The sequence below is a fragment of the Wolbachia endosymbiont of Menacanthus eurysternus genome (genome assembly GCA_029715105.1).
Taxonomy (GTDB): Bacteria; Pseudomonadota; Alphaproteobacteria; order Rickettsiales; family Anaplasmataceae; genus Wolbachia.
This window is the reverse complement of record CP085695.1, coordinates 224,887-239,280: the sequence shown is the minus strand read 5'-3', so window position 1 is coordinate 239,280 and position 14,394 is coordinate 224,887. Positions and strand designations below refer to the sequence as shown.

General features: G+C 28.1%; 13 protein-coding genes. 10 read left to right on the top strand and 3 right to left on the bottom strand.

The annotated features are described in order from the left end of the window. The first annotated feature begins 457 nt into the window (after positions 1-457). From atpH to ribB, 4 genes are read left to right on the top strand one after another with little or no spacing between them, the layout of a single operon-like run. Positions 458-1,015, top strand: coding sequence for an ATP synthase F1 subunit delta (atpH, locus tag LJI21_00960; GenBank protein ID WFW29871.1), 558 nt, complete (start codon positions 458-460; stop codon positions 1,013-1,015). After that, positions 1,012-2,556, top strand: a complete 1,545-nt coding sequence (gene atpA, locus LJI21_00955; GenBank protein WFW29870.1) for a F0F1 ATP synthase subunit alpha — start codon at positions 1,012-1,014, stop codon at positions 2,554-2,556. Before atpH ends, atpA begins: the two co-directional genes overlap by 4 nt. Positions 2,557-2,566: 10 nt before the next feature. Further along, a complete protein-coding gene (gene greA, locus LJI21_00950) occupies positions 2,567-3,061 on the top strand; it encodes a transcription elongation factor GreA (protein WFW29869.1) in 495 nt (164 codons plus the stop codon). A gap of 18 nt (positions 3,062-3,079) precedes the next feature. After that, positions 3,080-3,745 carry a 3,4-dihydroxy-2-butanone-4-phosphate synthase gene (gene ribB / locus LJI21_00945; GenBank protein WFW29868.1) on the top strand — a complete coding sequence of 222 codons (666 nt, stop codon included), beginning with the start codon at positions 3,080-3,082 and terminating at the stop codon, positions 3,743-3,745. 702 nt (positions 3,746-4,447) lie between these two features. Here the strand turns inward: ribB and LJI21_00940 are convergent. Continuing rightward, entirely contained in the window at positions 4,448-4,786 is a 339-nt protein-coding gene (locus tag LJI21_00940; protein WFW29867.1) for a TrbC/VirB2 family protein, read from the bottom strand. 126 nt (positions 4,787-4,912) lie between these two features. Continuing rightward, positions 4,913-5,650: a 3-oxoacyl-[acyl-carrier-protein] reductase gene (gene fabG / locus LJI21_00935; GenBank protein ID WFW29866.1), complete on the bottom strand. Its 738-nt coding sequence runs from the start codon at positions 5,648-5,650 to the stop codon at positions 4,913-4,915. A gap of 329 nt (positions 5,651-5,979) precedes the next feature. Here fabG and LJI21_00930 point away from each other — a divergent pair, with 329 nt between their 5' ends. The 6 genes from LJI21_00930 to dcd all read left to right on the top strand — a co-directional run bounded on the left by LJI21_00930 (position 5,980) and on the right by dcd (position 12,522). After that, on the top strand, positions 5,980-7,374 hold the full coding sequence (locus LJI21_00930) for an HlyD family type I secretion periplasmic adaptor subunit (protein WFW29865.1): 1,395 nt from the start codon (positions 5,980-5,982) through the stop codon (positions 7,372-7,374). A 546-nt stretch (positions 7,375-7,920) separates the two neighbouring features. Next, positions 7,921-8,688: a cytochrome c oxidase subunit II gene (coxB, locus tag LJI21_00925; GenBank protein WFW29864.1), complete on the top strand. Its 768-nt coding sequence runs from the start codon at positions 7,921-7,923 to the stop codon at positions 8,686-8,688. A 30-nt stretch (positions 8,689-8,718) separates the two neighbouring features. Then, positions 8,719-10,263: a cytochrome c oxidase subunit I gene (gene ctaD, locus LJI21_00920; protein ID WFW29998.1), complete on the top strand. Its 1,545-nt coding sequence runs from the start codon at positions 8,719-8,721 to the stop codon at positions 10,261-10,263. A 17-nt stretch (positions 10,264-10,280) separates the two neighbouring features. Next, on the top strand, positions 10,281-11,168 hold the full coding sequence (gene cyoE / locus LJI21_00915; protein ID WFW29863.1) for a heme o synthase: 888 nt from the start codon (positions 10,281-10,283) through the stop codon (positions 11,166-11,168). A 179-nt stretch (positions 11,169-11,347) separates the two neighbouring features. Beyond that, positions 11,348-11,803 (top strand): ribonuclease HI, encoded by a 456-nt coding sequence (gene rnhA / locus LJI21_00910; protein ID WFW29862.1) that lies wholly within the window; start codon positions 11,348-11,350, stop codon positions 11,801-11,803. 161 nt (positions 11,804-11,964) lie between these two features. Then, entirely contained in the window at positions 11,965-12,522 is a 558-nt protein-coding gene (gene dcd, locus LJI21_00905; protein ID WFW29861.1) for a dCTP deaminase, read from the top strand. A gap of 823 nt (positions 12,523-13,345) precedes the next feature. Here the strand turns inward: dcd and LJI21_00900 are convergent. After that, the gene (locus LJI21_00900; protein WFW29860.1) at positions 13,346-14,014 is read right to left on the bottom strand and encodes a conjugal transfer protein TraJ; all 669 of its coding nucleotides are present in this window, start codon (positions 14,012-14,014) and stop codon (positions 13,346-13,348) included. Between the last annotated feature and the right edge of the window lie 380 nt (positions 14,015-14,394).

Here is a 14,394-nt window from a genome sequence, read left to right as displayed (position 1 = left end):
TAAGAAGATTGATATGTATTTTGAGTACTTATTTAAGGGTTGTTTTTATATTTTTAGGGAATAACAAATAGTTATTTGCTGCTACTCTTTTATACTACCTCTCTTCTAGGAGGAGGAATTTTACCTAGAAATGGATCAAACTTTCATATAGTATTTTAATATTAATAATTTAAAACTTAAATAAGCTAAATAAATCTTTCTATAAAATCTTTTTTTAATATTCAATTTGACTTATGTTTAATAGTTAACTTTATTATTTGTCTTATCTTAAATTTTTTATAATCAAAAATTATTGCTTTTATTTCTAAGAAAAATCCATTATAATGAAATATTAGCTTTTGTTATTTATTACTTAATAAATGTCCTCTGGTCTTGTAATAAAATTTAGTAGCTGCATTATTACAACCAATGATAGGATCTCCGTTTATAGTCAAGTTATACATTATAGATGATATAAATGAGAAAAATTCAATATAACAACTTAATTTCGTCTTATGCTAAAGCACTATTTTTTCTTTCAGAAAAGAAAATAGATATTATAAAAAAAGAGGTAGAATTTTTATTGAATCTTTTCAAAAATTATGATGATGTTTTTATGTGTCTATTTCATCCGGTAATTTCTTACGAACATAAAAAAGAAATTGTAATATCTATAAGTGAAAGTTTAAATTTAAATAAGAACTTAGTAAAATTTATTATGATCGTATTAAGCAAACGTTCCAATTTACTAGTTCTCATATTAGAAAAATTCCTAAACCTTGCTAAAGCAGGTGAATTAGAAATCATTATAAAATCAGCAGAACCGTTAAAAGAAGATGATATAAAAACAATTATAGGATCTATAAAATTTCTTGGCAAGCCAACAAAGGTAGACAATTCAATTGATCCCTCTATACTCGGAGGCTTTATCATAAAGTATGGTTTCAATTTAATTGATGTTTCATTGAAAAACTATTTAGATAAATTAGTTAGTTTAAGTAAAATTGAGATATTGAAAATAGGGAATTACATATGAAAAATAATATAAACACCTCTGAAATAGTAAATATAATAAAAGAAAAGGTCAAAACATTCGATTATCCTATAAAAAAAGAAAGTATAGGTGAAGTAATTTCAGTAACTGATGGCATTGCATTGGTTTATGGACTCGAAAAAGCAAAATTTAACGAAAAAGTACTTTTTGTAAATGATGTGGAGGGAATAGTTTTTGATCTAGATCATGATAACATAGCTAAAGTAGTAATACTCGATAGTAATTATAATATTAAAGAGGGAGATATCGTAAAATGTAGCGGGAACGTTGTGCAGATTCCTGTAGGGCGTGAATTACTAGGAAGGGTTATAAACCCATTAGGTTTTCCTATAGATAGTAAGGGAAAAATTATAACTGAAAATAGAATGAATGTAGAATCTGAAGCTCCTGGCATCATTGATCGTAAATCCATACATGAACCTCTGCAGACCGGTATTAAAATCATAGACTTGTTAATTCCAATAGGTAGAGGACAACGTGAATTAATTATTGGGGATAGACAAGTTGGTAAGACTACTATTGCACTTGATACAATCATTAATCAAAAAAAAATTAACGATAAAGTAAATGAGAATCAAAAAGTTCACTGTGTTTATGTCGCTATTGGACAGAAGATTTCATCAGTAGCAAAAGTAGTAAATAAATTAATAGAAAGTAGAGCATTAGAATACACAACTGTAGTTGTGGCTAGTGCATCTGACTCTGCTCCTATGCAATTCTTAGCGCCTTACTCTGGTTGTGCTATTGGAGAATTCTTTCGCGATAATGGAATGCATTGCTTAATAGTTTATGATGATTTATCTAAGCATGCTGTAGCATATAGACAAATGTCTTTATTGTTAAGACGTCCTCCTGGACGTGAAGCTTACCCTGGAGATATATTCTACGTGCATTCTCGTTTGCTTGAAAGATCCGCTAAAATGTCTGATAAAAGGGGACAAGGATCTTTAACCGCATTACCAATCATTGAAACTCAAGCTGGTAATGTATCTGCATATATTCCAACTAACGTAATTTCAATTACTGATGGACAAATCTTTCTAGAATCCGAGTTATTTCATAAAGGATTTCGTCCTGCAGTAAATATAGGTTTATCAGTTTCTCGAGTCGGCTCTGCTGCGCAATTAGAATCTGTAAAAGATATTGTAAGCTTTATAAAATTAAACTTAGCTCAATACAGAGAATTAGAAGATTTTGCAAAATTTAGTTCTGATCTCGATACTGATATTCAGTTATCCTTAAACAAAGGTAAATATCTTCTAGAACTATTAAAACAAAAGCAGCACTCACCTATGCAAATAGAAGAACAGGTACTCTTAATGTATATCTTTTTTAATTTATACAGCCAGTTAAGCAAAATCCAAGTAAAAGATATTAGTAGATTTGAATGCGATCTTATTAATTATTTTCGTACTGTATATCCTAAAATTTTAAAAAAATTGTCAAGTGGCATAAATGCTGATATAAAAAGGGATGTTTTTAACATTGTAAATAATTTTATTACTCAATTCGATCGCACTTAGGTAGATAACCATGATTTCTTCAGTCGTTAAAAAATTTCCTATAACAAAAGAAGGTTTTAAACATATGCAAACCGAACTTAAAAAGTTAAAAGAAGAAAAACCATCAGTTATACAAGCCATTTCTGATGCACGTGATCAAGGTGATTTGTCTGAAAATGCAGAGTATCATTCTGCGCGAGAAAAATTATGTTTTATTGAAGGTCGCATAATAGAATTAGAAAATAAAATTTCGCACGCTGAAATAATAGAAGTAAAAAATTTATCTGGCAACTCGATAACATTCGGTGCAACGGTAACATTAAATATGATTAATAATGACGGTAGCGAAACAGAGTATATCTATAAAATAGTAAGCGAATATGAAGCTGATGTCTCAAAACAATTGATATCTACTAGTTCACCTTTAGGTAGTACGTTAATTGGTAAAAAAGTCGGCGAATATGCAGAAGTAGTAGCACCCAATGGGGAAAGATTATATAAAATAATTAAAATCGAATTTAAGTGAATTTTTGATAAAATAAATATGATACAAATTGATTGTACATCAACAAATCTATCTGATATCTCTAGCGTGGAAGATGTATTAGAAGATGCATATTCTGGTAAATTGTTTATTTTAGTTGATGATGAAAATAGAGAAAATGAAGGCGATCTTGTTGTTTTAGCTGAAAAATTGAAACCAAAACATGTAACTTCCATGGTTAGATATGGTACTGGAATTGTATTTTTAGCTATGACAGCGCCACATATGAGTAGACTGGGCCTTGAATTTATGAAAAAGAGTAATGTAAATGAGAAACTTATCCCTCATACCGCATTTACTACATCAATCGATGCACGTTACGGTATCACAACAGGTGTTTCCTCCTATGATAGAACGCATACCATACTTACTGCTATTAACGAAAAGAGTACTCAAAATGATATCATTACTCCTGGTCATGTTTTCCCAATTATTGCAAATGATGGAGGAGTTTTAGCACGCAACGGTCATACTGAAGCAAGTGTTGAAATAGCAAAGTTAGTTGGATTCAGTCACACTGCTGTGGGGTGTGAATTAGTAAATGATGATGGATCCATGATGCGATTACCTCAGTTACTTAAATTTGCTAAACAACATAAAATTAAATTAACTACTATAGATAGGCTTATTAAATATGTCAAAAAGTTACAATCTTATACATCTTAAAAACGATTTTAAAAAGTTTTTTAATTAGTGTCATAAAATAATAACACAATTTTCAAAATAAAACACCTTCTTTTCATTAAATAACTTTTCTCCACTTCCTCTCTCCTCCACTTTTTTTAATATGATAAAAACTATAGTAAATTTATATAAACAAATAAAAAGGAATTAGAAACTTTTATTAATCTATTTATTACCTTAAACTAGTTATCCATATATTTTAGATCATTACAACTATTCGCGTATAACGTAAACATTCTGTACAATTTTTGTTGTAAAAAATAAATCATATAATCTCACCCCCTTATAAAACTACAAATTCCATAAAGTACATATAATTTAATCTTCATAAGAAATACCAAATTAGGATAACGCATATAGAGGTACCCGCAGAAATAAAGCTAAAGTAAACTCCCTTCTTTAATATTTTAAAAATATAATCTCTAAAACGAAAAACCTTATAAAATCTATCAAAAAACCCTACTAAAAATAGATATAAATTTTATTACAAATCGTACAAATAAATTTATTCTATAAGGATTCATTCCCCATAACAAATCCCACATCACCCTTCTATTTAACGTCAATAAAATCCTCTGATTAAAAGAAACAATTATGAGAATTAGACAAAACTCTAACAACAAATAATCGGCTAACACTCTCTTTTGTAAAAGAATACAAAATATGAATCTTTTAACTTTTCATTTATCTTCCACAGCTATCTAACGTACTCTTTACATCACTAGGTATAACTTGCTTTATAATCGTCTTAGCACCAAAAAACACACCACAAAACATACCTAATGCAAAAAGAGCTGGCCAAGGCATTCTACCAAATATTGCAAGCAAAGACGCACCAATTATTATCACTGTCATAAGAGGACCACCTATCCTCCAAATATAAGCAATAATGTTACATATCACTTGAGCAGTTACATCATTGTTATCACCACCACTATCATTAGCACCAGTACTCATTGTATCCGCATTGCTTGACAAAAATAATACTAAGCACAAAATACTAAAAAATTTTATTAAGCTCATTCTATGCCTCTAAATATCAAACTAGCAAAATTAATTTATTGTTCCAACAATATTCCTATTCTAAATTATAATTCATAATTTGTCCACAAAATTAAGATAATGTTTTACTGCACATAAAATAATAAACTACATAAATAAACCACCATTAATATTTAACACATGTCCTGTAATATACTTCGTTTCATCACTTGCTAAAAACAGAATTCCCGCTGCTATCTCTTCTCCAGTACCCATTCTTTTCATCGGAATATTACTTAATATCTTTCTCTTTTGTTCTTCAGTTAAAACTTTAGTCATTTTAGTATCTATAAATCCAGGAGCAACACAATTCACTGTTATATTTCTATTTGCAACTTCCTTTGCTATAGATTTACTCATGGCTATTATCCCAGCTTTCGACGCAGCATAATTAGCCTGTCCTGCATTTCCCGTCAATCCAACTACTGAAGAAATATTTATAATTCTTCCCCAACTATTATTCTTAATTAATTTTTTGCATGCTTCCCTATTTAGTTTAAACGTAGAATTCAAATTAACATCAATTACTTTTCGCCATGCTTCATCTGTCATTCTTAATAATAAACTATCTTGTGTAATACCAGCATTACATATTAACCCTTCAAAGCCTTCCATCAACTCACTTGCTCTATTTACTAACTGATCTATTTCTCCTATGTCTAATAAATTACAAGGAAGTGTATAAATATTTTTTTTATATAATTTAGCAATCTCTTCTAAAGACTCTTTTTTTGTACTAGATATACATAAAACAGCTCCGGCTTTATGCATAATTCTTACAATTGCTTGTCCTATTTCACCTGATGCACCAGTAATTAAAAATTTCTTACCTTCTAATCTGAACACAACAATTCCACTTTTATTCGGTTACTAACAAAGTAATACCCATAATTACTCAATCGATAATATTTTTCAATCATCAAAAACTTAAACTAAAATCTAAAACTTAGATATTATTGTATGTATATAAATACAAATTATATTAATATCTCTACCTAAATTAAGCGTAATGAAAACACAAACCATATTAAATAAAATAATGGTAAATTAATAAAATTAGCTTTAAATTTTCTTTAAGATATAGAGTCTACTTAAAAATATTAAACATAATTTGATAATAATCAACGTTCAACGTGCAAAATAAAAAGTGAATCTAAATTCTTCGAATAATTAAAATGTTCAAACTGATTGACGCAACAATAAATTTTATTTTGAAACGTAAAAATAATAACATAAATGAGCTTTTACAGGAAACATGGGGACCGCTATTATTTGGTCTAACAGTAATACTAATCTTTTTTGGAATAGGTGGTATTTGGTCAGCCACAGCACCAATTGATGGTGCTGTACATGCAAGTGGAGAAGTTACTGTATCTTCAAATAAAAAAGTAATTCAACATCCAAATGGAGGAATAATAAATAAAATTTTAGTTAAAGACGGTCAAACAGTTAAAAAAGATGAGCCTCTAATTCTACTATGCGACACAGATGAAAAAGCCAATCTAAATATAATTAAAAAAAAACTATTATTGCTTTTAGCAACCGAAGCAAGACTTGTTGCTGTTACTCAAGGAGTGGAAACAATTGAATTCTCTAATGAAATAAAAAAGCTATCCGACGAGGATTTTACAAATAAAATAATAAAAAATCAAATAAAATTGTTTAATTCTCAGCATAAAAGTATTTTAGGAAAAATTCATATACTAGAACAACGTATAAAACAATTGTATAGTGAATTAATTGGATTAAATTCCAAACTTAATGCATCTCTTAAACAAGAGAGCTTAATAATCGAAGAACTAGAAATAAAAAAACAACTCCTTCTAAGGGGATATATGAGTAAACTACATATTTTAACCCTAGAAAAACAACTCGCAGAAATTGAAGGTAAAGTTAATCATTACCGCGCTGTAATAACTCAAGTGCAACAAAAAATTGAAGAGTATAGACTAGAAATTGTAAATACAAGAAATAACTCTCAAGAAAAAGCAAACATTGAACTTAAAGAAACTATTACCTCTATAGCTGATTTAAAAGAAAGATTAATAATTGCGGAAAACAAATTAGCAAGTACAATTATCAAATCGCCTCAAGATGGAATTGTTACAGACATGAAATACCATACAAAAGGTGGTGTTATTCAATCTGGTATTCCTATCATGAAGATAGTACCATACAATGATAACCTAGTAATAGACGCTAAAGTTCAAACTAAAAATATAGAAGAGATATTGTCTGCACAAAATAAAAACAGCAATATAATCTCTGTTGATAAATTAAGGGGATTAAAGGCGAAAGTAAGACTAAGCGCTTATAACGCGCGTCGTTTAAGTTTAATCAATGGTATAGTAAGTTATATTTCACCTGATGCTCTTGATGATCCAAGATTAGGGCGTTATTATTCAATACGTGTAACAATACCAAAATCAGAACTTGATCGATTTAAAGCTGTATACCTATATCCAGGTATGCCAGTAGATATATACATAGTTACCCAATCTCGCACTCTTTTATCATTCTTATTTACTCCTATAATTACAACATTTGATAAGTCTTTCATAGAAAGATAGTTATTTTATACATTTAAAAACCAAATTACATTATTTTATATACATTTCAGTAAATGAAATTTGATCTCCAAACTTCACCACTTTCCTTTCTTCAATCAAATTGAAACTTAATAATATTTCTTATTCTATTTATTCCATTATTCCATAAAATACAAATCCCATCTAGACTAAGATGAAATATCAAATATCACATATTATATATTTAATATACTATTTTAAATATATATTTAATCTCGTTTTTATACTCTTACCGCCTGTTACTGCAAGTGTGAGGCTAGAGGGTTGTTAGCAGTAACAGACGTATTAATAAACTTAATACAGTATTTAATCAAAGTAAATACACAATACTATAAATACGTTACATATATTTTATTAACTTCAATAAATATTTATCTTGCTTCATCTTTATCTAATCTATAAATTAACTACTGAGGCCAAATTAGTAAGAAACTGAAACTAAAAACATTAAATTTTTATTGACTATATTGTCTATACATTTGCTTTACATAACAAGTTTCGTTATACTATCATATGTAATTTAAAATTATGACAAAACTGTTCACATTACTAATAACATTTTATCCTAATGTATTAATCGCTTCTGCTCCTGTTCCTTGGCAATTTGGATTTCCCTCTCCAGCAACTGAGATAATGGAAGCTGTAACTAATTCACACTCATTTGTAATAAGTATAATGATTGCAATAATGTTTTTCGTATGGATATTACTTGCCTATACAATATTTCGCTTTCATAAAAGTAAAGTAAAAGATGCAAGAAATATAAGCAAAATAAGTCACAATGTTTTTTTAGAAATTATTTGGTTTACTATACCAACAGTTATAGCCGGAATGTTAGCTTTTAAAAACGCTGAGTTAATCAGGTTACAAGAAAAAGTACCGAAAGCTGACATAACACTAAAAGTTATCGGACATCAATGGTACTGGAGCTATCAATACCCAGAATATTTGAATGTTTCCTTTGATAGCTATATCAAAGGAAAAAATCATTTTAGCGAAAAAGATTTAAAATTATTTTCTGTCGATAATAATATTGTTTTACCTATTAATGCTAATATTCGTTTACAAGTAACATCAAAAGATGTAATACATAGCTGGGGAGTGCCAGCTTTCGGTATAAAAATTGATGCAATACCTGGTAGATTAAATGAAGCATGGTTTAATATTAAAAAACCTGGTATCTATTATGGGCAATGTTACGAATTATGTGGTCAAGGTCATGGATTTATGCCAATCGTTGTTGAGGCTGTAAATAAAGAAGATTTCGATAAATGGGTAAAAAGTAAAAGTTTATAAATAAAAGTTAAAATTAAAATAAATATGAATATAAATAATATATCAAAAAACATGAAACGTTGGCTATTTTCTACTAATCATAAAGATATAGGAACACTATACATCATTTTTTCTATATTAACCGGAATTGTTGGTGGACTGTTATCGTTAATTATCCGTACTCAATTAATGCATATTAATATACTCAATAATAATTATCAATTATACAATGTGATAATCACAGGTCATGCAATAATAATGGTATTCTTTATGATAATGCCTGCATTAATCGGAGGGTTTGGTAATTGGTTTGTACCTCTTATGATTGGTGCACAAGATATGGCATTTCCTCGTATGAATAATTTAAGTTTTTGGCTACTAATATCATCCTTTATTTTACTTGTCTTTTCTATGTTTATTGATGAAGGTCTTGGAACTGGTTGGACTTTATACCCACCTTTATCGCAGATTACATTTCATCCAGGGATCGGGGCTGATATTGCTATATTTGCACTTCATATTGCTGGTATTTCATCAATTATAGGTGCAATCAATTTTATTGTTACTATATTCAACATGCGAATAAAAGATATGTCATTAACTAAAATGCCACTATTTGTTTGGTCTATCCTATTAACATCATTTATGTTAATTGTTGCATTACCAGTACTTGCCGGTGCAATAACTATGTTACTCACTGATCGCAATATTGGTACTTCATTTTTTGATCCAGCTGGAGGTGGTGATCCTGTATTATTTCAACATCTATTTTGGTTTTTTGGTCATCCTGAAGTTTACATAATTATTTTTCCTGGATTTGGAATCGTAAGTCATGTTGTATCAACTTTTTCTCACAGGCCGATATTTGGTTATATGGGGATGATTTATGCTATGCTTGGAATAGCGATACTTGGATTTATAGTTTGGGCGCATCATATGTTTACTATTGGACTTAACAAAAACACTGCCATATTCTTTAGTACAAGTACAATTTTTATCGGTGTTATAACTGGAGTCAAAGTCTTTAGCTGGATTGCAACTATGTGGGGCGGGGCGATTGAACTTAAAACCCCTATGTTATTCGCATTAGGTTTCATTTTCATGTTTGTAGGCGGTGGTATAACAGGAATAATTTTATCTCAAGGTGGAATAGATAAACTTTTACACGATACCTATTACGTTGTTGCTCACTTCCACTACATCATGTCATTAGCTGCAGTATTTGGAGCTTTTGCTGGTTTTTACTACTGGATAAGTAAAATGTCAGGTAAACAATATAATGAATACCTAGGGAAAATACACTTTTGGCTTACTTTCATTAGTGCTAATATCACCTTTTTACCTCAGCATTTTTTAGGATTAGCGGGCATGCCAAGACGTATACCTGACTATCCAGATGCATTTATTCCTTGGAATTATATATCTTCCATTGGCTCGTATATGTCGTTTATTTCGGTTATTTTTTTTATACTTGTAATAATACACCACTTTAAATGGGGTAAAGTAGCTGAAAATAATCCTTGGGGAAGTAATACCTTAGAATGGACAACACCACCTTCACCACCATTTCATGCTTCTTCTAACAAAGAAAATTAATTAATAATAAAGTAAAGATGTGTACTAATGTGTTGTTAAATATTGAATCAACAATATTAGACTTTTGGCTTCTACTAAAACCAAAAATAATGTACTTCGTAGCATTCACTGCAATTGCTGGTATAGTTGCTGCACCAGGTAGTATTCATCCATTTCTTGGAATAATATCTATTATATGCATTGCACTTGGTTCTGGATCTGCATGTGCTATAAATATGTGGTATGATAGAGATATAGATCTCCTTATGGAAAGAACAAAAAACCGCCCTATACCTTCAGGTAAAATTTCTGCAGAAAGCGCACTTGAATTTGGTATAATCCTTGGAATATTATCAGTATTTATTATAGCAATAGTCGCAAACTACACTTCCGCTATTTTACTTGCAATTAGCATATTATTTTACATTTTTATATATACAATTTGGCTAAAAAGACGTACCCCACAAAATATCGTTATTGGCGGTGCATCAGGCGCTTTTTCTCCAATGATTGGTTGGGCAGTTATAACTAATTCTATAACTTTAGAAAGTTTTATTTTATTCCTAATAATTTTTATGTGGACTCCACCGCACTTCTGGTCTTTATCTTTAGATAAATCTAAGGACTATATAAGGGCATCAATCCCAACTTTCAATACTGTTTACGGACAAGAGAAAACAAGAAAATATATATTGATTTATAGTATATTATTAATGATCACCAGCTTATTTCCAACCTTCTTTCTAAGAAGTAACCACATATATTATCTAGGTACTGCAATTCTTGAAGGATGTATTTTTGTTTGGCACGCTATATCTATTATAAGATATAAAAATCACAACTCACAAAAAAGAATGTTTTCTTATTCAATCTCCTATTTATTTATTCTATTTAGCAGTATTATTTTTTGTTCTATTAATTTATAATTAAGTCATGAAAAAACAAAAAAAATATAAAAATTACTTTTTGTTTTTTCTTTTAGTAATACTTACTATCGTGTTTTTCTTTGTTTCTTTAATAAGATTTAGAAGCACAACCTAATAAATTATCTTATACATTTTCTATATATTTTGGTAAAATTGTAATTTTACAAAGTATATAGTAAGTGAGTAAAAAAGAAGTAACAATATATACAGATGGATCTTGTCTTGGTAACCCAGGAATAGGAGGATGGGCTGCAATTATACTATTCCAAAATTATAGAAAAGATGTTTATGGCAGAGAAGAAAATACGACAAATAATAAAATGGAATTAACAGCAATAATAAATGGATTAAAAGTATTAAAATTTTCTTGCAATATCATTAATTTGTACACAGATAGTCTTTATATTAAATATGGCATGACAGAATGGATAAATAAATGGAAAACGAATGGTTGGAAAACAAGCAATAAAAGACCAGTAAAAAATATAAAATTATGGAAAGAATTAGACAATATATCTTCGCAACACAAAGTCAATTGGAAATGGGTTAAGGCTCATAGCGGCAACAAATATAACGAAGAAGTCGATAATTTAGCAAAAAAAGCAGTAACTAACACCTTAACAATATTATATTAATTCCCCCCCCCTTGTTGTAATTTTAAAAAATTAATTCATTAACTCTTATCTTCTTTATAAAGACATAAATCTTTTTTACAAAACCGTAAACATACAAATGCAGCAGTTTACATTTTAATTTTTATTTTATACTATTAAACATCTACTTTTACTTAATAAGTATGACAGTTATGCCGGATAAATGGATAAAAAAAAAAGTTAAAAACTCTAGAATGATAGAGCCTTTTGTGGACCGTAAAAATTGTAAAGGTGTTATTTCTTTTGGACTATCATCTTATGGATATGATGCAAGAGTTGGAAATAAATTCAAGATCTTTACTAATATTAATTCCTCCATAATAGATCCTAAAGATTTTTCAGAAAATAGTTTTGTAGACAGAGAAACGGATATATGTATAATTCCTCCAAATAGTTTTACACTCGCAAGTACAATTGAATATTTTCGCATACCTAAGGATGTACTAGTTATTTGTGTAGGTAAATCAACTTATGCAAGGTGCGGTATTATAATAAATGTAACCCCATTAGAACCTGGATGGGAAGGTCACGTTACACTCGAATTTTCAAATACAACTCCGCTTCCTGCAAAAATTTACTCCAATGAAGGAGCATGTCAATTTATATTTTTAAGCGGTAAAAGTAAATGTAAGAAATCATATGACAAAATGAAAGGAAAATATATGAAACAATATGGCATTACCTTGCCTCTAGTAAAATAACCTTACTATAGAGAAAAAATACATACTACCTATTTATTATAAAGATTATTAAGCAACTAAATTTAATTATTTATTTTAGCTCTCTCTATACACAATGAAGAGAAAATGTCTTTAATATCCCCTCTCTTTCTTTACATCAAACGAAACATCCTATCTTTAGCATATCAAACTTTTTTGTTTTAATTATTTATTTTTCTAAATTTATTTTATGTCCCCACAATATTATTTATCTATATCTATTATTACAATAAGAACTTAAGAATAAAATTCTTTCTCCATTACATACTATTTCTATAATTAGAAAATAACTCATTAATTAAAATTAATAATACTCCTCTTAATTTACAAAATTCTCTCTTGGGTTGATAAATTCTCCAAAATATTATTAAAATAATAACTACTACAAAATTTCTATAAAAGCTTTTTAATTATATCATCTATTCATTGATAAAATATATATTTTATCTTAAAAATTTTTAATACCAACTTTATACATTCAACATAATTTCAATTTCTATTAAACCTATATATTCTTTAAATTTTAAAAACCTCCTATTACAATAAAATAAAAAATATTATTTTATTATAATAAAATTTATACTATAATTCATATCACTTTAATTCAAAATTTATATTCTAGTAAAATTCCAAAATATTAAATTAAAAATTATCATTCATTATACAATACTACACAGTAGTAAATCATAAACTTATCTATACTTTCCACTATTAAAAATAGTAAACAAAAGAACGAACTTATCATTTAAGTATATTTCATAAAATGAAATAACAATCACAAATTTAATTGTAAAGTAACATGAATTTATCTATACTCATAACTATCAATAATAAATTTAAATGGTATTATATTACTCAAAGCTGCTTGAATATTAGATAATGTAAAACTAATATCAACGGTTCTATTATTCTCTATTTCTTTATTATTACGATCAACTTTAAAAATTACAACAGCTCTTCCAGAGAAGGTAATTAATTTCTTAACTGATTGATCAACAGATAACTTCATTATTTTTATATTAGAAATATTTGTATTAGATAAATTACTAATTTCTTTATTAATTTTTTCTTGAAAATCTTGATATACTTTATATATAGAATTTTTTTGTATGAAACTTCTTCGAAATTCTAACTCAAAAGCTCTACTTGATTCATATATTTCAACATATTTACTTATTAGATATTTAGATATAGAAGTATATTCGTCATCATCTTTATTAAGATGAAGTTTATGTATCATAGAAAATTCATCTTCTCCATGATCTACATACTTTATAAAATTTAGATCTTTCTTAATAGGAAATAGTAAGTATATATTTAATAATAACAAAAATAGACACACTAAAAGAAATACCATCATTAACATCATCCAAGATCTTTCTACTATACAAAACATATACTTGTAATAGTACCACTCAATTGCTTTATCAAAATAACTTCTATCTCTTACTGACTTAAACAAGTCATTTTTCACAAAACGCCCCCCCTATTTATCCTCTATAAATTATTAAAGTAAAACTTTTTCTTTACTTCTTTTTATTAATATCTATTACTTCGGTTATTTATAATTTTTAATATCTCTGTAATAATTACAGCACAACCCCCCTATTGTAAAATATTAATCAATAATTCATAAACAAAAAAATATTTCTTATCTACAAGTTATCTCTCATCTATTACGTAGAAATAAAACAATACCACTATATTCTCTACTTTTGCCCACAACCATAATCTTTATATCTTTCAATATTATTAACAAGTTATAACTTATAACTACTACACTATACTTTTACACTTAGTAAGTTATATATACATATAAATTTAAACTATAAAAACTTTAAACAAAAATCATAA